Origin of the sequence: Pseudoroseomonas cervicalis, from assembly GCF_030818485.1 — a bacterium.
Lineage (GTDB): Bacteria > Pseudomonadota > Alphaproteobacteria > Acetobacterales > Acetobacteraceae > Pseudoroseomonas > Pseudoroseomonas cervicalis_A.
In genome coordinates this window covers 242,642-262,492 of the sequence record NZ_JAUTAJ010000005.1, presented here as the reverse complement: position 1 = coordinate 262,492, position 19,851 = coordinate 242,642, and the positions used below count along the sequence as shown (strand labels likewise).

Genomic DNA, 19,851 nt, shown 5'->3' with positions numbered 1-19,851 from the left:
TTTCATATGCGGCGGGTTTCGGTCACGCCGAACAGGCCCTGCGGCCGCACCAGCAGCACCGCCACCATGATCAGGTAGGGCACCACCACCTCCAGCTCCGGCTCGAAATACACGGCGATCGAGCGGCCAAGGCCGATCAGGATGGCGGCGATCGCCGCGCCCTCGATCTGGCCCAGCCCCGCCGTCGCCACCACGGCGAAGGACAGCACGATGGTCTGCGCCCCGACACCGGGCACCAGCGACACGGTGGGCGAGGCCAGCGCCCCGCCCAAAGCCGCCAGCGCGGCACCGGCGGTGAAGGTGAGCAGCGTCACCTTCGCCGCGTCGATGCCGAGGGCGCGCGCCGCCTCCCGGTCGGTGGTGACGGCGACGATCATCCGCCCCGCCAGCGTCCGCCGCAGGAACCAGGCCAGCCCGACCAGCGTCAGCAGCGCGATGCCCGGCAGGACATAGAGCTGATAGGCGTTGAACGGGATGACATCGGCGCCGAAGGGAATGTCCACCGTGCCGAGCAGCTTCACCGGCGTGTCGGCGACCACCGGCTGCACGCCCCAGACCAGCTTCTGCAGATCCTCGAGGATCATGAACAGCGCGAAGGTGACCAGCAGCTGCAGCACCGGCTCATGATCCTGCGTCCGCCGCAGCAGCCGCTCGATCGGCGGGCCGAGCACGGCGCCCACCAGCAGCGCGGCGACCAGCAGCGCCGGCAGGCTGACCCAGGCGGGCGCGCCGCGCGCCGCCAGGAACAGGCCGAGCGACGCCGCCGCATAGCCGCCAATGGCATAGAGGCTGCCATGCGCGACATTCAGCACGCGCAGCACGCCGAACACCAGGTTCAGCCCCACCGCCACCATGAACACCGCCGCCGCATAGGACAGCCCGTCCAGCGTGGCGAGGCCGAGCAGCAGCCCGTTATCGGAAAGCCAGGCTCCCATCCTGCTGGCTCAGGGCCGGTAGGCGACGGGTTGCGGCAGGCTCTCCAGCACCGCCGGCGTCAGCGTCTTCAGCCAGTCCAGGCTCTTCTGCCCGACCGGCGCGGTGACGCTGGCGGCGGGGAACACCACCATGTCGGTCATCACCGGGAAGGGGTATTTGTCGGTCTGGAGGGTGGTGCCGATCAGCTGGTCCTCCAGCCCCTGGCCATCCTCGCGGATGCGGATGCGCCCCGTGAGCGACGGGAATTCGAGGCCCTTGAAGGCCGCCGCCAGCTCGGCATCATTCGGCCAGCCGCCGCCCTTGGCGGCGATCGCCTTCTCATAGCCGGCCTTCATGGCGAAGACCGCCTGCGCCATGTGGTGCGTCGAATAGATCGGCCAGGCGTTGAAGCGCTTGCGGTAATTCTCGGTGAAGCGCGCCAGCAGCGCCGGGTCGCGCGGATTCGGGTGCAGGAACCAATGGTCGCCGCGCGCGCCGATGATATGGCCCGCGGGCAGGGCGCGGCCGACGCGCTCCAGCGAGGATTCGGCCAGCGGCAGCACGAAGGTGCTGCGCTCGAACAGCCGCCGGTCGGCCGATTGGCGGATCAGCCCGTCCAGGTCGCCGCCCCAGGAGGTGGAGAACACCACATCCGGCCGCAGCGCGAGCAGCCGCGTCACCTCGGTCGAGAAATCGGTCGCGCCGAAGCGCGGGAACAGCTCGGCGGCGATGCGCACGCCGGGCTTCAGCGTGTTCAGCGCGGTGCGGAAGATATCCCAGGAATCCCGGCCCCAGGCGTAATCCTGGTTCACCACCGCGATGCTGCGGAAATCCGGCTTGGTCTTCAGCAGATAGAGCAGGGAGGACAGCACCTCCGGCGTCGCATTCGCCTGGGTGCGATAGGCATAGTCGTAGCGCCCATCCTCGAAGATGCGCTGCGTGCCGCAATCCCACAGCAGGGTCGGGCGCTTCAGCTCATCGGCCAGCGGCGCGCAGGCCAGGCAATCGGCGGAGGAGATGCCGGCGAAGATCAGCGGCACATTCTCGCTCTGCACCAGCCGGCGATACTCGCCGACGAAATGGTCCACGCCCGGGCCTTCATCGACGAAGATCGGGCGGACCTTGACGCCGGCGATGCCGCCGGCCTCGTTCAGCTCGTCGAACAGCATCTCCGCCGCCTGCCGGCCGGGCACCCCGAACACGCTGGAGGGGCCGGAGAGGAAGGTGGCGATGCCCACCTTGATCTCGGCGGGTTTCTGCGCCTGGGCCAGGGCGGCGCCGCTGCGGCCGGCCAGCACCAGGCTGCCCGCCGCCAGGCCGCCAAGCATGAGGCCACGCCGCCCCACCGCGCCCTGCGGCGCGGGATTCGCTGTCGTCATCGCACGTTTCCCTCGTCTGTCCGGCCGATGGATCGGCTCTGGCGACGAGACTGGCATGAAGCGGAGGGATGATCCAGCGCCCCCGAGCCCGGCTGTGATCACAGAATACGTCTTGTCGCCCCCGCGCCGGCGCCGCCACACTGGCGGCGCAAGGCGGCCGACAGCGCCGCCGCAGAGGGAGTCCAGAATGACCGAGATCCGCCGCCGGCAGCTGCTGGCCGGCGGGGCGACGCTGCTCGCCCCGTTGCCCGCCACCCTGGCACCGCGCCCGGCCCGCGCCCAGGCCGCCGCCCCCATCCGCATCGGTGTGCTGGCCGATTTCTCCGGCCCCTATCGCGACACCTCCGGCCCCACGGCGCTGGCCTGCGCGCGCCAGGCGGTGGAGGATCTCGGCCTGGCCGAGCGCGGCATCCGCGTCGAGGTGCTGCAGGGCGACCACCAGAACAAGCCGGATGTCGCGCTCGCCCTGGCCCGCCGCTGGATCGACCAGGACGGCGTCGACATGATCACCGAGGTGAACAACTCGGCCATCGCCTTCGCCGTCGCCGGGCTGGTGCAGGAGAAGGACCGCGTGCAGATGAACAGCGGCGCGCTGAGCGCGGCGCTGACCGGCGAGCGCTGCTCGCCCAACACCATCCACTGGACCGCCGACACCTGGATGCTGGCCAATGCGGTGGGCAAGGCGACCGTGCGCAATGGCGGCGATTCCTGGTACTTCATCGTCGCCGACTACGCTTTCGGCCACCAGATGGAGCGCGATCTGGGGCGCTTCGTCGAGAGCGCCGGCGGCAAGGTGATGGGCAGCGCGCGCTTCCCCTTCCCCGGCACCACCGATTTCGCCTCCTACCTGGTGCAGGCGCAATCCAGCCGCGCCAAGGTGATCGGGCTGCTGATGGCCGGCACCGACATGGTGAACTGCATCAAGCAGGCGCGCGAATTCGGCGTGGCGCGGCGCGGCGTGAAGCTGGCCGGCACGCCGATGTTCGTCACCGACATCCACGCGCTGGGGCTGGAGACGGCGCAGGGCCTGCTGCTGTCCGAGGCCTATTACTGGGACCTGAACGACCGCACCCGCGCCTTCAACACCCGCATCCGCCCGAAGACGGCCAGCAACTGGCCGAACCAGGAGCAGGCCGGCACCTATGCCGCCTGCCTGCACTATCTGAAGGCGGTGGCCGAGATGGGCGTCCCGGCGGCCCGCGCCAGCGGCCGCGCCGTGGTCGAGCGGATGAAGGCGATGCCGACCGATGATGACTGCTTCGGCGCCGGCCAGGTGCGGGCGGATGGGCGCAAGATCCACCCCTCCTACCTGTTCGAGGTGAAGGCGCCGCAGGACAGCCGCGGGCCGTGGGACTATTACAGGCTGAGCGGCACGGTCGCGGCGGAGGAGGCTTTCCGCCCCCTGGCCGAGGGCAATTGCCCGATGCTGCGCTGAGCTGCCACGGCGGCGCCGCGCTTCAGCCCGGCGCCGCCTCCAGCTCGACCTTGCGGAGCCGCATCGACCAGGCAGCCTGGTCGTCGCTGCGCAGCGCATCGAAACCGGAGGAGAAGCAGCGGCGGCGCAGCAGGAACTGCGCCTCGCCCTGCTCCAGCGCCAGCCCCAGGGTCAGCGTATCGGCCGGCTTGTGCGCCACGTCCTGCACCTGCCAGCCCGCGCCCTGCGGCACGAAGCCGGCCAGCGCAAGCTTCGCCCCCGCATTCGGCCGGGGCGGCGCCGCCGCCTGCAGCCGCAGCCTGGCCCGCGCCACGCCCGGCCAGTGCAGCCTGGCGAGCACCAGCGGCCCCAGCAGCACCGGCAGCCCCGTTCTCGGCCCGCTGGCGAAGGAGCTTTCCAGCTCCAGCTGCGCCCCGCCCGGCAGCGGCAGCCGGTGCAGCGCCAGCCCGGCGCGGGGCAGCCGGCTGAGCTGCCCCAGATCCTGGTCCAGCCCGCGGCGCAGCCAGAGCAATTGGTTGAGCGGGCCGGAGGCCTCGCCCACCGCCGCCCGCGCATCCTCCAGCCAGGCATCGGCCGCCGCCTGCTCGCCGCGATAGAGGCAGTCGCGCGCCCGCAGCATCGCCAGCCCATGGGCATGGGCGTGCACCGGCAGCGCGCCCGCCGCGGCGGCGACCTCCGGCAGCGGCGCGCCGAGGGCCAGCAGGCGCAGCACCCGGTCCAGCGCGCCGCGGCGCTTCAGCTCGCCGCCCAGATTGTGCTGGCCGCCCGGCAGCATGAACAGGCCGTGCCAGCCGGCCTGCTGGAACAGCGCGGCATTGGCCAGGTCGATCGGCTCATCATCGCCGAACAGCAGCAGGTAGCGGGCGGGATCGCCGACCAGGCGCGCATCGCTGCCGGCCCCGGCAGCCTCGCCGGCGGTGTCCAGCCACTCCTTGTAGCGCACCACGAAGCGGCCATGCCGCCGGAGATCCGCCGAATAGGGCGGCCCCATGGCCACCACCCGCGCCTGCGGCAACAAGGCGGCGAATTGCAGCGCCCCGAAGGCCCCCATGCTGACGCCGAGCAGGGTGACGCTGCGATAGGGCCGTGCCTGCGCCACCTGCCGGCAATAGGCCTCGAGCGCCGCGCGGCCCTCGGGCGCCTGCCACCAGCTGCGCGCCTGGTCGCGCAGCAGCAGCGTGTCGACGCCGCCGATCGGCGGCACCGAATTGTGGAAGTCGAACCCCGCCAGGGGCCGCGACACGTCGCCGACGCCGCTCAGCGCGATCACCAGATGCGCGGCACCGGGCTGGCGCAGCAGCAATGTCTCATAGGCGCCGAAAGCCCTCTGTTCGCCGGCCGGCTCGGCGCGGGCGCCGACCGGGCCAGGCCTGGGGGGGGCAGGTGGGGGGGCAGGTGGGGGGGCGGGCATGGCGCGCTTCTGTACCGGCCCGCACTGCCGGGGCCAGCCTGGCGGCGCAAGCTCTGTGCCTCGGCCCGGCCATCACCTTCCCGCGTGCCAACTTTCCGCTTCGGTCATCTCTCCCCCCTAGCTCTGGCAGCCGATCCTGGATGGATGGGCCTTGCCGCGCATGCCGAGTTTCGACGATCCACTTTTCGCCGGGCAGTGGCAGCTGGGGCCCGGGACCGGCATCAATGCCAGCTCGGTCTATGACGAATACAGCGGCCAGGGGGTGCGCATCGGGCTGGTCGACACCCGCCCGCCCAATCCCGGCATGGCCGAGCTGCGCGGCCAGTTCGACTGGGCGGCCAGCCGCGTCGCCAGCGGCACCACCACGGCCGATGACAACGACACCCATGGCCAGAATGTCGCCCTGGTGCTGGCCGCCCGGGCCGGCAATGGGGAGGGCGGCGTCGGCGCCGCCTTCGGCGCCACCCTCGTCTCCTACGGCTTCGACAGCCGCGCCCACCGCACCGTGGCGCAGGAGGCGGAGATGCTGGCCTTCCAGAAGGAGGTCGATGTCTCGCAGAATTCCTGGAGCCGCTCGGGCGAATCCTTCCGCGACGATTTCGGCCGCGCCGAATACGCGGCCGCCGCCGCCGCCATGGCCGAGGCCGCCGTCGAGGGCCGCGGGGGCCTCGGCACGGTCTTCGTCCGCTCCGCCGGCAACAACGGCACCACCGGCGACGACGTCAACACGCATTCCTACTCGAACAATCGCTGGACGGTGCTGGTCGGCGCCACCGATCCGCAGGGCAAGGTGCAGGGCTTCTCCAACCCGGGCGCCGCGCTGCTGGTGGTGGCGCCGGCGACCGCTACCTCCTATGCCGCGCCGCTCGGCAGCGCCACCGTGGCGCTGATGCTGCAGGCCAATCCGGCGCTCGGCTATCGCGACGTGCAGACCATCCTGGCGCTCTCCGCCCGCATGACCGATGCCGAGGGCGCCGGCTGGACCCAGAACGCCGCCACGGGCTGGAATGGCGGCGGGATGCATGTCTCGCGCCGCGCCGGCTTCGGGCTGATCGACGCGCATGCGGCGGTGCGGCTGGCCGAGAGCTGGCAGGCGCAATCCACCGAGGCCAATCTGCAGCGGGCGCAGGCCGTGGCGGAGGGCGGGCTGGACCTGCCCGAGACCGGCCGCGCCAGCCAGGGCGTCGAGATCGACGCGGCGCTGCTGGTGGAGCGGGCGGAGGTGACGCTGTCGATCGAGCATGCGCGGCTCGGCGATCTGCGCATCACCCTGATCTCGCCCTCCGGCACCAGCAGCGTGCTGCTGCAGCGCCTCGGCCTCGGCGCCTACACCCTGGCCGATGGCAAGCTGAGCTTCACCCTCTCCAGCACGCATTTCCTGCATGAATCCGCCGCAGGCACCTGGCGGCTGGTGGTGGATGATGCCTCGGCCGGGAATGGCGGAAGGCTGCTCGCCTGGTCGCTGCAGCTCTTCGGCGCGGCGCCCAGCGAGAACAGCGAGCATGTCTTCACCGATGAATACGGCGCGCTCGCCGCCGCCGCGCCGGAGCGGCAGCTGCTGCAGGACGACAGCGGCGAGGACCGCATCAACGCCGCCGCGGTGACCGGCGCGGTGCGCATCGACCTTTCCGGCGCGACGGAGAGCCGCATCGCCGGGCAGCGCCTGGTGATCGCCGAGGGCAGCGTGATCGAGCACGCGCTGGGTGGCGATGGCGATGACTGGATCGGCGGCAATGCGGCGGACAACCACCTCTCCGGCAACCGCGGCAGCGACACGCTGCGCGGGCTGGAGGGCGATGACATTCTGGAGGGCGGCGCCGGCGACGATCTGCTGGTGGGCGATGCCGGCGCCGACCGGCTGGATGGCAGCGCCGGCGCCGACCGCATGCTGGGCGGGGCGGGCGACGATCTCTATCTCGTCGACCATGCCGGCGATGTCGTGGTCGAGCAGGAGGGCGAGGGCCAGGACACGGTGCGCGCCAGCATCGACTATGCCCTGACGCAGCATGTCGAGCGGCTGGAGCTGCTGGCGGGCGCCCATGCCGGCATCGGCAATGCGCTGGACAATGTCATCCTCGGCCATGATGGCGGGAACTGGCTGGCGGGCCTCGGCGGCGATGACTGGCTGCTGGGCGGCGGCGGCGATGACCTGCTGGAGGGCGGCGAGGGCAATGACCGGCTGGAGGGCGGCACGGGGGACGACATCCTGCTGGGCGGGGCCGGCGATGACTGGCTGCAGGGCGGGGAGGGGGCCGACCGGCTGGAGGGCGGCGCCGGCCAGGACCGGCTGGAGGGCGGCGAGGGCGAGAATTACCTGTTCGGCCAGGAGGGCGACGACATCCTGCTGGGCGGCGGGGCGCGCGACCGGCTGCAGGGCGGCAGCGGCGCCGACCGCATGGAGGGCGGCGGCGGCCATGATGTCTACTGGGTCGACCAAGCCGGGGACCGGGTGGTGGAGCTGCCGGGCGGCGGGCATGACCGCGTCGTCGCCGCCATCGACTACACCCTGCCCGACCAGGTCGAGGAGCTGCTGCTGGAGGGCCCGGCGCAGCGCGGCACCGGCAACGCGCTGGACAATCTGATCGACGGCAATGCGCTGGACAATCTGCTGCAGGGCGGCGAGGGCGACGACCAGCTCTTCGGCGAGGGCGGCCAGGACCGGCTGGAGGGCGGCGCCGGCCATGACTTCCTGAAGGGCGGCGCCGGCGCCGACTGGCTGCTGGGCGGCTTCGGCAATGACAGTTACAGCGTCGACGATCCGGGCGATGTGGTGGTGGAGCGCATCCATCAGGGCTTCGACACGGTGCGCGCCTGGATCGATGGCTACACCCTGCCCGACTGGGTGGAGGAGCTGGAACTCTGGGGCCCGCTGGCGCGCGACGGCCATGGCAATGCCGGCCACAACCGCATCACCGGCAATGCGCTGGACAATCATCTCTCGGGCGGCGCCGGCAATGACATGCTCTACGGCCTGGCCGGCGACGATGCGCTGGAAGGCGGCGCGGGCGATGACTGGCTGATCGGCGGCAGCGGCAACGACACGCTCGATGGCGGGGAGGGCTTCGACCGGCTGCATGGCGGCGCCGGCGACGACACCTACTGGCTGCGCGACGCCGCCGACCGCATCCTGGAATGGAACGACCATGGCTATGACACGGCGCTGGCGCTGGTCGACACCCAGCTCGCCGCCAATGTCGAGGCGCTGCGGCTGATGGGCGAAGCGGCGCTGAAGGGCACCGGCAACCGGCTCGACAACCGCATCACCGGCAATGATTCCGACAACCGGCTCTGGGGCATGGGCGGCGATGATGTGCTGATCGGCGGCGGCGGCCAGGACCAGCTGCGCGGCGGCGAGGGCGATGACCGGCTGGAAGGCGGCGCGGGGGATGACGAGCTGGGCGGCGGCGCCGGCGCCGATCTCTTCGTCTTCGCCGCCGGGGATGGGCAGGACCGCATCCTCGATTTCCGCGCCGCCGAGGGCGACCGGCTGCTGCTGCAGGGCTGGAGCGCGGAGGCATGGGAGGCCGCCATGGCCGCCGCGCAGACCGAGGCCGGCGGGCTGCTGGTCACGCTGGGGGCGGGGTCGCTCTGGCTGCAGGGGATCGGGGCCGGCGGCCCCGGCCATGACGCCGTGCTGTTCGGCTGAGGAGCGTCAGTCGAGCAGCGCGCCGATCTCCGGCGAGGCGATGCAGATCCGGTTGCGCCCGCCCATCTTGGCGGCATAGAGCGCGCGATCGGCGGCCGAGAGCAGCGCATCGGCGCCGGAGAGGATGCCGGGACCGGCCGGGCCCTTCTCCGGCTTCGGCCAGGTGGTGGCGACACCGATGCTGACGGTGACGATGCCGGCCGGCGTGTTGCCCAGATGCGGCCGCGCCGCCCCGGCCACCGCGGCGCGCACCCGCTCGGCCAGCAGGGCGGCGCCGGCGGGGTCGGTCTTGGGCATCAGCAGCGCGAATTCCTCGCCGCCATGGCGGGCCGCGACATCGCCCGGGCGGCGGGCCACGCCGGACAGGGCATTGGCCACCAGCCGCAGGCATTCATCCCCCGCCGGATGGCCGTAGCGGTCGTTGAAGCGCTTGAAATTGTCGGCATCCAGCACGAGCAGCGAGAGCGGCTGCCCCTCCCGCGCGCAGCGGCGCCATTCCAGCGCCAGCGCCTCCTCGAAGCGGCGGCGATTGGCCAGGCCGGTCAGCGCGTCGGTGGTGGCCATCTCCTCCATCCGCTCCAGCGCCTCCAGCAGCCGCGCCTCGGCGGCCTTGGCCTCGGTCGCGTCGCGCATCACCGCGACATAGCCGATCGGCTCGCCGCTCGCCGGGTCGGCATGGCTGCGCGCCCGCACATCGACCCAGAGCCAGTCGCCATCGGGGCGGCGGAAGCGGTAGGTGGCCGAGGCCTCGGGGTCGCCGCCGCGCAGCGCCGCGGCCGCGGCCTCCACCCAGTCCCGGTCGTCGGGATGCACGAAATCGCCGACCCGGCGATCGGCCAGCGCCTCCGGCCGGTAGCCCAGCACGCGTTCGGAGGCGGGGGAGACATAGCGCCGCGTGCCATCCATGTCGCAGAGCGCGACGACATCCCCGGAATTCTCGGCGATCAGGCGGAAGCGCGCCTCGCTCTCGCGCAGCGCCGCCTCGGCGGCGACCGCCTCGGTCACGTCGCTGCCGGTGGTGACGATGCTTCCGGCCAGGCGATGCGCGCGCAGCGCCACGACGCGGCCGCCCGGGCGCTGCAGCGGCGCGCCGGCCGGGCCGCTGCCCTGCAGCCATTGTGTCAGCCGCCCCGCCAGCGCCGGGTCGGGCGCGGCGCCGGGCTGCGGCTCGGCCAGGAAACGGGCGAGGTCGGGCAGCGCGGTGCCCGGCGCCGCCAGTCCCGCGGGCAGGCCCAGCATCTCGCGCCAGCGCTGATTGGCGGTCAGCAGCCGGCCCTGCAGGCTCCACAGCGCCACGCCCTGCGCCATGGTGGCGGCGATCGCCTCCAGCAGCTCCACCGCGGCATCCTCGGTGTCGCCGAGCGGCGGCGCCTCGGCCCGCGCGGCCCAGATGGCGGCCCCCATGCCCCCCAGCAGCGCCAGGGCCAGCACAACCAGCGCCACACGCCAGGCGGCGCGCTGCGGCGCGGCGATGCCGGCCTCGCCGCGCAGCGCCACCACCATGGCCTCGCTGCCGGGCAGCCGGGCGAAGCCGATCAGCCGCATCGCCCCGTCCGGCCCGGCGGCGCGCAGGCTGCCCCAGCCGCGCTGGCGCAGCGTGGCGATCAGGCCGGATGGCAGGCCGGGGCTGTCCATCTCCTCCGGCAGCTGCAGCAGCGCATGGCCGTCCCGGTCCAGCAGCAGCACCTGCTCCGCCCCGCCCGGGCCCAGAATGGCCTGGCGGAAGGCGCTGCGGTCCAGCGCGGCGACCAGGCTCTGCCCCGGCAGGCGCGGCAGCGGGTGGCGCAGCAGCAGCCCGCCCAGCGGGCCGGCGGGGCCGCGCAGCAAGGCGGGCCCGTCTCCCGCCGGCGGCAGGCCGGGCAGGGACAGCGTCTCCAGCAGGGGCTGGCTGGCGCAATGCATGCGCCCCGCCGCGCCGGTCAGCGCCAGCCAGTGCAGCAGGCCCGGCTCCTCCGCCAGGCTGTCGCGCACCGCCTGGCACAGCGCCGGCCCGTCCGGATGCGCCAGCGCCAGCCCGGCCAGCAGGGTGTTGGCGCGCAGCAGCGGCGCCGCCTGGTCCTGGGCGCTGCGCAGCGCCAGCTCCGCCAGGGTCGCGGCGGCGCTGTCCTGCTGCTGCTGCGCCTGCCGCTGCAGCAGCCAGAGGCTGAGCAGGGCCGGCGGCAGGAAGGCCGCCAGCGCCAGCACGGCCAGGCGCGGCCGCAGCCGCGAGGCGGAGCGGGCGCGCAGCGCGGCGATCGCGGCGGCAAGGCGGGAGGCGGACGGCATGGCTCAGAAGGCGGCGAATAATGCTGCGGGATTGTTAATCGATACGGGTCCGTGCCGCTTTTGCGGCGCCGGAGGCGTGGGGCTCGCCGGGGAAGGGCCAAAACTACCCGGAAACCCCGCTGCCAAAGCCCTGGAGCGGGCGACGGCCTGGGGCGGGCATGCTGCGCAGGGCCCGGCGGGTGGCGCAAGCCACGGCCGAGTCAGCACCGGTTCCATGAAAATCATCAATGGAACTCAGGGAGAAGCCACAATCCTGGGTTGTGGCGCCGGGGCCGGGCTTGGACCTTGGGCAGGCCGCCGGAATGCCGGCAAAAAGGCCGGAACGCGCTGCGTCCCGGCCCTGTCATGCGCCCTCAGGCGGCGTGGCGGCTGAGGATGGGGGGCCGGGTCGGCTTCAGGATCAGCCCGGTGTCGGAGACCTCGACCCCGCGCTCGCCGGCCTCCGGATAGACGGCCAGGGCCGAGGGCAGGATCTTGCTGAGGAAGGCGCGCTTGAAGGCCGCGACCTGCCCGTAGCCGGAGCCGAACTGGCTGTGCAGCGCTGCCCAGGAGATCGGCGTCGGCCGTTTCAGCGAATGCAGCCGGTAGGCCAGCCAGCAATAGGTGTCGATCGCCATGGAGGAGTTGGAGATATGGCGGATCGCCCGCTCCTCGACCGGCACGGCGTGCTCCTTCAGCGAGCGGAAGAAGCTCTCCGACAGCACCACCCCTTCCTGGAAGAAGCTCTGCTGGCGGCTATCCTGTTCCCGCCCGTCGAGGAACAGCAGCCCCTCATCGACGATCGACTGGTTGCGGATGGCGCGCACGCCGTCGCGCTCGGCATGGAAGCTGAAGCGGCAGGTGGCGATGCGCTCGGCCTGCTGGCGCACCAGCTTGTAGCTCTTGCCGCCGGCCTTCTTGTCCATGCGGCCGAACCACTCATTCATCGAGCGGCCGAGCTCGATGTTGCGGCTGTTGGTCCGCAGCGCCTCGGATTGCAGGTAGATCATGATCAGCCGGGCGGTCGGGCCATAGGGCACGCCGATCCACTCATCGGCCTCCCCCGGCAGGGCGCGGCGGCCGGGTTCGACCAGCAGCACGACATTGCCGTTCTCCAGCCGCCAGGCCTTGTCATCGGCGATGCGGCTGTGCGGCAGTGCGGTCATGCACCAGCCGGAATAGAGGAAATTGGGGATGCCGACTTCCTCATCGGCCCCGTAGGAGGCGATGATCTCGACCAGGCGCCGATCCTCATGCCGGGCGATGGCCCCGAGACGGCCATGCTCCTCGACTAGGCGACGCGCGGAGCGCACCTCCTCCATGACTTCTCTCCCAATGCCGAAGCCTAGCCCCGCTTAGCCCAGCCGGGGCCGGGCTGGCAGCTTGGACTTTGGTCAGCGGGCTAGTTGGAAGGCTATTTGGATTTCTTGGTTAATTGCTGTCTGACCCAGGTCCAAGGGGATGAAGTTTCCAAGTTCTTGATTTTCCAGGAGGCGGCCCGCAGGCGCCTCTGACCGGGGTCCAAGCCCGGCTGACCAAGGTCCAGCCGGACGGGGCCGCCGGCGGTGGAAAACGACTCGCGCGGCGCTTTCCCGGCCGAATCGCCGACTCTGGATGGCACGGGTTGGACCTTGGTCACAGGCGGCCGCCGCGCGGCGGAGTCGTGCCGCTTCAAGGCGTTGCGCCGCAGCCGGGTGCGTTGGACCTTGGTCACGCCGCCCCGCCTGGCTGCGGGCGCGCCGGCCCGGGGCTTGGACTTTGGTCACCGGCCGGTGCCGGCGCCGCCCGGGCGCGAAAGCGGGTTGGACTTTGGTCACAGCGCCCCGCCAGCGAATCCGAAGGAACAAGGGCTTAGGGGAACAAGCTTCAGCCACCCGGCAGGATCCGCGCCTCGGCCAGCCAGAGCAGCAGGGCCGCCAGCGGCAGGCAGGAGGCGAAGCCCAGATGGCCGAAGCCCAGCGCGCCGGCCAGCCCGCCCAGGAAGAAGCCGCCCAGCAGCCCGGCCAGCAGGCGGATCTTGGCCCGGTCGGCGCGCACGAACAGCGCGTCCTGCGGCCCGCCCAGCCGGTTCCAATAGGCCAGCTTGCCCAGCTCGATGCCGAGATCGGTGACGATGCCGGTGACATGGGTGGTGCGGATGCGCGCGCCGGAGATCTTGGTGATGGTGGCGTTCTGCAGCCCCATCAGGAAGCAGAGCAGCGGCACCGCCGGCACCACCACCAGCGCCGCGCCGTGGAAGGCCGCGCCCAGCAGGCCGAAGCCCAGCAGCAGCGCCGCCTCCAGCCGCAGCGGCAGGGCATAGGGGCTGGCATGGCCGCGCCGCCTGCCCCAGTTGATCAGCATGGCCGAGAGCGCGGCGCCGCCCAGGAAGGGCAGCAGCGCCGCCAGCCCGGCCAGCACGGCGGCGAAGGCGCCGAGCGCCAGATGATCCGCCAGCGCCGAGACATAGCCCGACATGTGCGAGGTGTACTGGCCCACCAGCATCAGCCCGCCGGCATTCACCGCGCCGGCGACGAAGGTCAGCGCCAGGCCGAAGCGCCGCTCGCTGAGATGCGCGACGGGGCGGCGCAGCGCCCAGGCCGGCGCCGCCCGCGCCCCGGTGGTCCCGCCCTCTCGCCGCATCCCGCACCTCCCGCAGCTCCGCCGGTCCGCCCCGGGAAGGCCGGCCCGGAACGCAGAACGCCCCGCCGGAGGCGGGGCGTTCCTTCACTATAGGCCTGGGGAGAGGCCGGGGCCTATGGCTCAGGCCTCGTCCTCATCCTCCTCGTCCGGATCCAGGATCGGCACCAGGAACAGCACCACCGCGCCTTCCTCCTCATCCTCGTCCTCATCTTCCTCCTCGCCGGCCTCGGGCTCGTCCTCGCTCTCGTCGAACTCGGCGATCTCGTCCTCATTGGCCGGGCGCAGCACCAGCTCGGCCTCGCCATCCCACAGGGGCTGGTCGTCGCTCAGCAGGCGCTGCAGGTCCTCACGGAAGGAGGGATTGGCCACCAGGTCGCGGGCATCCTCCTCATCGGTGCCGATCACCGCGATGGCGCGGCCCCCGATCTCGAGCGTGAACATAGGCTTATCCTCTCCGTGTGTGGGCGGACCGCGGTGCAACGCGCGGGACGGGGCGATCGTTGGCGGGGAGATGTGCCCCGGGGCTGGACCGATCCGCCGCCAGGGCGGAAGCTGCCGGGCGCTTGGAGGCCCCATGAAGCACAAGACGCGGTTCCATGTCAGCTACTGGCTGCTGGCTTTTCTGGCGGTGCTGCTGATCCAGTCCCTCCTGGCCAGCCGGACCGTGGCGCCGATCCCCTACAGCCAGTTCGAACAGCTGCTGCGCGATGGCAAGGTGGTGGAGATCGGCATTTCCGACCGCTTCATCCAGGGCACGCTGCGCGAGCCGCTGTCGGAAGGCGGGCCGACCCGCTTCACCACGACGCGGGTCGACCCGGATTTCGCCCAGGAGCTGCAGCGCTACAATGTGCGCTACACCGGGCAGATCGAGAGCACCTTCCTGCGCGACCTGCTCTCCTGGGTGCTGCCGGTGCTGCTGTTCATCGGCGTCTGGATCTTCGTTCTGCGCCGCATGGGCCAGGGCATGGGCGGGCTGATGCAGGTCGGCCGCAGCAAGGCCAAGGTCTATGTCGAGACCGACACCCGCGTGCGCTTCGAGGATGTCGCCGGCGTCGACGAGGCGAAGGACGAGCTGCGCGAGATCGTCGAGTTCCTGCGCGACCCGGCGCGCCACGGCCGGCTGGGCGGCCGGCTGCCCAAGGGCGTGCTGCTGGTGGGCCCGCCCGGCACCGGCAAGACGCTGCTGGCCCGCGCCGTGGCCGGCGAGGCGGGGGTGCCCTTCTTCTCCATCTCCGGCTCGGAATTCGTCGAGATGTTCGTGGGCGTCGGCGCCGCCCGGGTGCGCGACCTCTTCGCCCAGGCGCGCGAGAAGGCGCCGGCCATCATCTTCATCGACGAGCTGGACGCGCTGGGCCGCGCCCGCAGCGCCGGCGTCGCGGGCGGCGGGCATGACGAGAAGGAGCAGACGCTGAACCAGCTGCTGGTCGAGCTGGACGGTTTCGACCCCTCCTCCGGCCTGGTGCTGCTGGCCGCCACCAACCGGCCGGAGATCCTCGACCCGGCCCTGCTGCGCGCCGGGCGCTTCGACCGCCAGGTGCTGGTGGACCGGCCCGACCGGCAGGGGCGGGTGCAGATCCTGGCGGTGCATCTGCGCAAGGTGACGCTGGCCCCCGGCGTGGCGGTGGAGGAGATCGCCGCGCTCACCCCCGGCTTCACCGGCGCCGACCTCGCCAATCTCGTGAACGAGGCGGCGCTGCTGGCCACCCGCCGCGGCGCCGAGGCGGTGTCGATGGAGGATTTCAACAATGCGGTGGAGCGCATCATCGCCGGCCTCGAGAAGCGCAACCGCCTGCTGAACCCGCATGAGCGCGAGATCGTGGCCTATCACGAGATGGGCCATGCGCTGGTGGGCCTCGCCCTGCCGGGCTCCGACGTGGTGCACAAGGTGTCGATCATCCCGCGCGGCGTCGGCGCGCTGGGCTACACCATCCAGCGCCCGACCGAGGACCGCTTCCTGATGACGCGGCAGGAGCTGGAGAACAAGATGGCCGTGCTGCTGGGCGGCCGCGCCGCCGAGGAGATCGTCTTCGGCCATCTCTCCACCGGCGCCTCGGATGATCTCGCCCGTGTCACCGACATCGCCCGCGCCATGGTCACCCGCTACGGCATGAGCGAGCGGCTGGGCCATGTGGCGCTGGAGCGGGAGAACCGCGCCTTCCTCGGCCCCGCCGCCGGGCTGCCGCGCGAGCATGACTATTCGGAAGCCACCGCGGCGGCGGTGGATGAGGAGGTGCGCGGCATCGTGCAGCGCGCCTATGAGCGCACGCTGGTGCTGCTGCGGGACCGCCGCGAGGCGCTGGAGCGCACCGCCCGCGCGCTGCTGGCGCAGGAGACGCTGGACCGGCCGCAGCTGCTGGCGCTGGTGGAGGCGCCGGGCGGGGCGGGCGAGGGCGGAGGCGGCGTCACGCAGGCGTGACGCCCGGCTTGCCCTGGGTCAAGGCCAGGGCCCCCCGGCAGGGCTAGTCTTCCCGCCCATGCGGCGCCACGGGCGGGGAGAATGGCATTGTCGAGGCGGCTCTGGATCCTGGGCGTGGCGGCGCTGGCGGTGGCGGGCGGGGCCTGGGCGGCCTGGCGGCATTTCGCCGCCGCGCCCGGCCTGCCGCCCTCCATCGTCGCGGTGAATGGCCGCATCGAGGCCGAGCAGATCGACATCGCCAGCAAGATCGCCGGCCGCATCGCCAGCCTCTCCATCGAGGAGGGGCAGATGCTGGAGGCGGGCGCGGTGGTGGCGCGGCTGGATGCCAGCACCCAGCAGGCGCAGCTGCACGCCGCCGAGGCGCAGCTGGCCGAGGCCGCGCAGGCCCGCGCCGCCGCCGATGCCGAGATCGCCCGCGCCCGCAGCAACCGCAGCCTGGCGCAGAGCGAGCTGGCCCGCACCCAGGAGCTGCACCGACGCGGCTTCGCCCCCGCCGAGCAGCTGGACCAGCGCCGCGCCACGCTGGAGGTGGCGGAAGCGACGCTGCTCTCGGCCGAGGCCGGGCAGCGCCGCGCCGATGCGACGCGCGCGGCGGCCGAGGCCAATCTGGCCCAGGCGCGCGCCCTGCTGGCCGACACGGTGCTGGCCGCGCCGCGCGCCGGCCGGGTGCTCTACCGGCTGCTGCGCGAGGGCGAGGTGGTCGCCGCCGGCGGCCGGGTGGCGACGCTGATCGACCCTACCGATGTCTCGATGATCGTCTTCCTGCCCGCCGCCCAGGCCGGCCGCCTGGCCTATGGCGCCGAGGCGCGGCTGGTGCTGGACCCGGCGCCGGACTACGTGCTGCCCGCCACGGTCAGCTTCGTCGCGCCGAACGCGCAATTCACCCCGCGCCAGGTGGAGACGGCGCAGGAGCGCGAGAAACCTGATGTTCCGCGTCAAGCTGCGCCTGCCGCCCGAGCTGCTGCGCGCCCATGCCGAGCAGGTAAAGGGCGGCGTGCGCGGCCTGGCCTATCTGCGGCTCGACCCGGCCGAGCCCTGGCCCGAGCGGCTGCAGGTGCGCCTGCCGTGAGCCCCGCCGCGCCCGCCGCGCGGCTGCGGGAGGTCACGCACCGCTATGGCGGGATCGCCGCGCTGGACGGGGTGACACTGGACATCCCCGGCGGTGTCATGGCCGGGCTGGTCGGGCCGGATGGCGTCGGCAAATCCACCCTGCTGGCGCTGCTGGCCGGGGTGCGCCGGCCGCAGCGGGGCGGTGTCGAGGCGCTGGGCGCCGATCTGCGGCAGGATTCGGCGCTGACCGCGGCGCGGCAGCGCATCGCCTACATGCCGCAGGGGCTGGGCCGCAACCTCTACCCGACGCTATCGGTCGCCGAGAACATCGAATATTTCGCCCGGCTGTTCGGCCAGGGCCGGGCGGAGCGCGCGGCGCGCGCGGCGGAGCTGATGCAGGCCACCGGCCTCACCCGCTTCGCGGCGCGGCCGGCCGGCAAGCTCTCCGGCGGCATGAAGCAGAAGCTCTCTCTCTGTTGCGCCCTGGTGCGGGAGCCGGAGCTGCTGATCCTGGACGAGCCCACCACCGGCGTCGACCCGCTGTCGCGCCGGCAATTCTGGACGCTGATCGACCGGCTGCGCGCCCGCCGCCCCGGCATGAGCGTGCTGGTCGCCACCGCCTATATGGAGGAGGCGGAGCGCTTCGACTGGCTGGCGGCGCTCGATGCCGGCCGCGTCATCGCCCAGGGCAGCCCGGCCGAACTGCGCCGGGCCACCGGCTGCGCGACGCTGGAGGAAAGCTTCATCGCCTTGCTGCCCGAGGCGCGCCGCGCCGGGCACCGCGCCGTGGAGATCACGCCCCCGCCGCCGCCGCGCCCGGGCGAGGCGCCGGCCATCGCGGCGCATGGCCTGACCAAGCGCTTCGGCGATTTCGTCGCGGTGGACAATGTCGAGCTGTCGATCCCGCGCGGCGAGATCTTCGGTTTCCTCGGCTCCAATGGCTGCGGCAAGACGACGACGATGAAGATGCTGACCGGGCTGCTGCCGGCCAGCGCCGGCACCGCGCTTGTGCTGGGCCAGGACCCGGCGCGCGGCGGCGATGCGCGCGCGCGGGTCGGCTACATGTCGCAATCCTTCTCGCTCTATGGCGAGCTGACGGTGCGGCAGAATCTGCAACTGCATGCCCGGCTGTTCCACCTGCCGCCGGAGCGCGCCGCCGCCCGCATCGCCACGCTGCTGCGCGATTTCGACCTGGCGGCGGTGGCGGACAGCGCGCCGGAGGCCCTGCCGCTCGGCCAGCGGCAGCGGCTGCAACTGGCCGCCGCTCTGGTGCACGAGCCCTCGCTGCTGATCCTGGACGAGCCCACCAGCGGCGTCGACCCGGTGGCGCGCGACCTGTTCTGGACCCATCTGCTGCGGCTGTCGCGGCAGGAGGGGGTGACGATCTTCATCTCCACCCATTTCATGAACGAGGCGGAGCGCTGCGACCGCATCTCGCTGATGCATGCGGGACGGGTGCTGGCGGTGGGCCCGCCTCGGGAGCTCGCCCGGCAGCAGGGCGCGGCGACGCTGGAAGAGGCCTTCATCGGTGCGCTGGAGCGCGCCGCCGGGCCGGAAGCCGCGGCCGAGGCGCCGCCGCCCGCCGCCGCGCCGCGCCGGGCGCCCGGACGTTTCGACCCGCGCCGGCTCTGGGCCTGCGCCTGGCGCGAGGCGCTGGAGCTGCTGCGCGACCGCATCCGTATCGCCTTCGCCCTGCTCGGGCCGCTGCTGCTGATGCTGGCCTTCGGCTTCGGCATCTCCTTCGATGTCGAGAACCTGCCCTATGCGGTGCTCGACCAGGACCGCACGCCGGAAAGCCGCGAATTGCTGCAGAGCTTCGCCGGCTCCCGCTACTTCACCGAGCGGCCGGAGCTGGCCAGCCCGGCGGAGGCCGAGGCGCGCCTGCGCGCCGCGCGCATCGCGCTCGCCATCGAGATCCCGCCGCGCTTCGGCGAGGATCTGCGCGCCGGGCGGCAGCCGGAGGTCGCGGTGACGCTGGACGGCGCCATGCCCTTCCGCGCCGAGACGGCGCGCGGCTATGTCACCGGCCTGGCGCAATCCTGGCTGGCCGAGCGGCAGGCGCAATCGTCGCTGCCCGCCGCTCCGGAGCTGCTCGGGATCGAGCCGCGCTTCCGCTACAACCAGGCCTTCCGCAGCGCGGTCGCCATCCTGCCCGGCATCATCATGCTGATGCTGGTGCTGATCCCGGCGATGATGGCGGCCGTCGGCGTGGTGCGCGAGAAGGAGAGCGGCGCCATCGCCAATTTCCGCGCCACACCGGTGACGGCGCTGGAATTCCTGGTGGGCAAGCAGCTGCCCTATGTCGCGGTGGCGCTGGTGAGCTTCGCCCTGCTGGTGGCCGGCGCGCGGCTGGTCTTCGGTGTGCCGGTGCGCGGCTCGGGGCTCGCCCTGGCACTCGGCGGGTTTCTCTATGTGCTGGCCGCGACCGGCTTCGGCCTGCTGGTCTCGGCCTTCGTGCGCAGCCAGGTGGCGGCGATCTTTGCCGCCGCCATCCTCTGCATCGTGCCGGCGGTGAATTTCTCCGGGCTGCTGGTGCCGGTCTCCGGCCTCTCCGGGGCGGCGCGCGCCATCGGGCTCGGCTTTCCGGCCGGCTGGTTCCAGCAGATCTCGATCGGCAGCATGACCAAGGGGCTGGGCTTTGCCGAGCTCTGGCCCAGCCACCTGGAGCTGGCCGGCTTCGCCCTGCTGTTCATCGGCGCCGCCGCGCTGGCGCTGCGCAAGCAGGAGGCGTGA

Annotated in this window: 11 protein-coding genes; 4 read left to right on the top strand and 7 right to left on the bottom strand. The window is 72.6% G+C overall.

Annotation, left to right across the window (positions count from 1 at the left end; all coding sequences use genetic code 11):
- Positions 1-2 precede the first annotated feature (2 nt).
- Together QE401_RS22750 and QE401_RS22745 are read right to left on the bottom strand one after the other, a co-directional pair.
- Positions 3-935, bottom strand: a complete 933-nt coding sequence (locus QE401_RS22750; RefSeq protein ID WP_307140491.1) for a branched-chain amino acid ABC transporter permease — start codon at positions 933-935, stop codon at positions 3-5.
- Positions 936-944: 9 nt separating this feature from the next.
- Positions 945-2,294: an ABC transporter substrate-binding protein gene (locus QE401_RS22745; protein WP_307140490.1), complete on the bottom strand. Its 1,350-nt coding sequence runs from the start codon at positions 2,292-2,294 to the stop codon at positions 945-947.
- Between the two features lie 187 nt (positions 2,295-2,481).
- On the opposite strand from QE401_RS22745, the gene QE401_RS22740 reads away from it, so the two are divergent.
- Positions 2,482-3,729, top strand: coding sequence for an ABC transporter substrate-binding protein (locus QE401_RS22740; RefSeq protein WP_307140489.1), 1,248 nt, complete (start codon positions 2,482-2,484; stop codon positions 3,727-3,729).
- A gap of 22 nt (positions 3,730-3,751) precedes the next feature.
- On the opposite strand, the gene QE401_RS22735 is transcribed toward QE401_RS22740, so the two are convergent.
- The gene (locus tag QE401_RS22735) at positions 3,752-5,032 is read right to left on the bottom strand and encodes an alpha/beta fold hydrolase (RefSeq protein ID WP_307140488.1); all 1,281 of its coding nucleotides are present in this window, start codon (positions 5,030-5,032) and stop codon (positions 3,752-3,754) included.
- A gap of 268 nt (positions 5,033-5,300) precedes the next feature.
- Here QE401_RS22735 and QE401_RS22730 point away from each other — a divergent pair, with 268 nt between their 5' ends.
- Complete coding sequence (locus QE401_RS22730; RefSeq protein WP_307140487.1) at positions 5,301-8,786, top strand: proprotein convertase P-domain-containing protein; 3,486 nt, start codon at positions 5,301-5,303, stop codon at positions 8,784-8,786.
- 6 nt (positions 8,787-8,792) lie between these two features.
- On the opposite strand, the gene QE401_RS22725 is transcribed toward QE401_RS22730, so the two are convergent.
- From QE401_RS22725 to QE401_RS22710, 4 genes are all read right to left on the bottom strand, one after another.
- A complete protein-coding gene (locus QE401_RS22725) occupies positions 8,793-11,051 on the bottom strand; it encodes a diguanylate cyclase domain-containing protein (RefSeq protein WP_307140486.1) in 2,259 nt (752 codons plus the stop codon).
- A gap of 353 nt (positions 11,052-11,404) precedes the next feature.
- Positions 11,405-12,352 carry a replication protein RepA gene (locus QE401_RS22720; RefSeq protein WP_307140485.1) on the bottom strand — a complete coding sequence of 316 codons (948 nt, stop codon included), beginning with the start codon at positions 12,350-12,352 and terminating at the stop codon, positions 11,405-11,407.
- 544 nt (positions 12,353-12,896) lie between these two features.
- Positions 12,897-13,652 (bottom strand): YoaK family protein, encoded by a 756-nt coding sequence (locus tag QE401_RS22715; protein ID WP_373461491.1) that lies wholly within the window; start codon positions 13,650-13,652, stop codon positions 12,897-12,899.
- A 120-nt stretch (positions 13,653-13,772) separates the two neighbouring features.
- The gene (locus tag QE401_RS22710) at positions 13,773-14,093 is read right to left on the bottom strand and encodes a hypothetical protein (RefSeq protein WP_307140484.1); all 321 of its coding nucleotides are present in this window, start codon (positions 14,091-14,093) and stop codon (positions 13,773-13,775) included.
- A gap of 133 nt (positions 14,094-14,226) precedes the next feature.
- On the opposite strand from QE401_RS22710, the gene ftsH reads away from it, so the two are divergent.
- Complete coding sequence (ftsH, locus tag QE401_RS22705; RefSeq protein WP_307140483.1) at positions 14,227-16,068, top strand: ATP-dependent zinc metalloprotease FtsH; 1,842 nt, start codon at positions 14,227-14,229, stop codon at positions 16,066-16,068.
- A 1,065-nt stretch (positions 16,069-17,133) separates the two neighbouring features.
- Positions 17,134-19,851 (top strand): ribosome-associated ATPase/putative transporter RbbA, encoded by a 2,718-nt coding sequence (rbbA, locus tag QE401_RS22700; RefSeq protein WP_475638113.1) that lies wholly within the window; start codon positions 17,134-17,136, stop codon positions 19,849-19,851.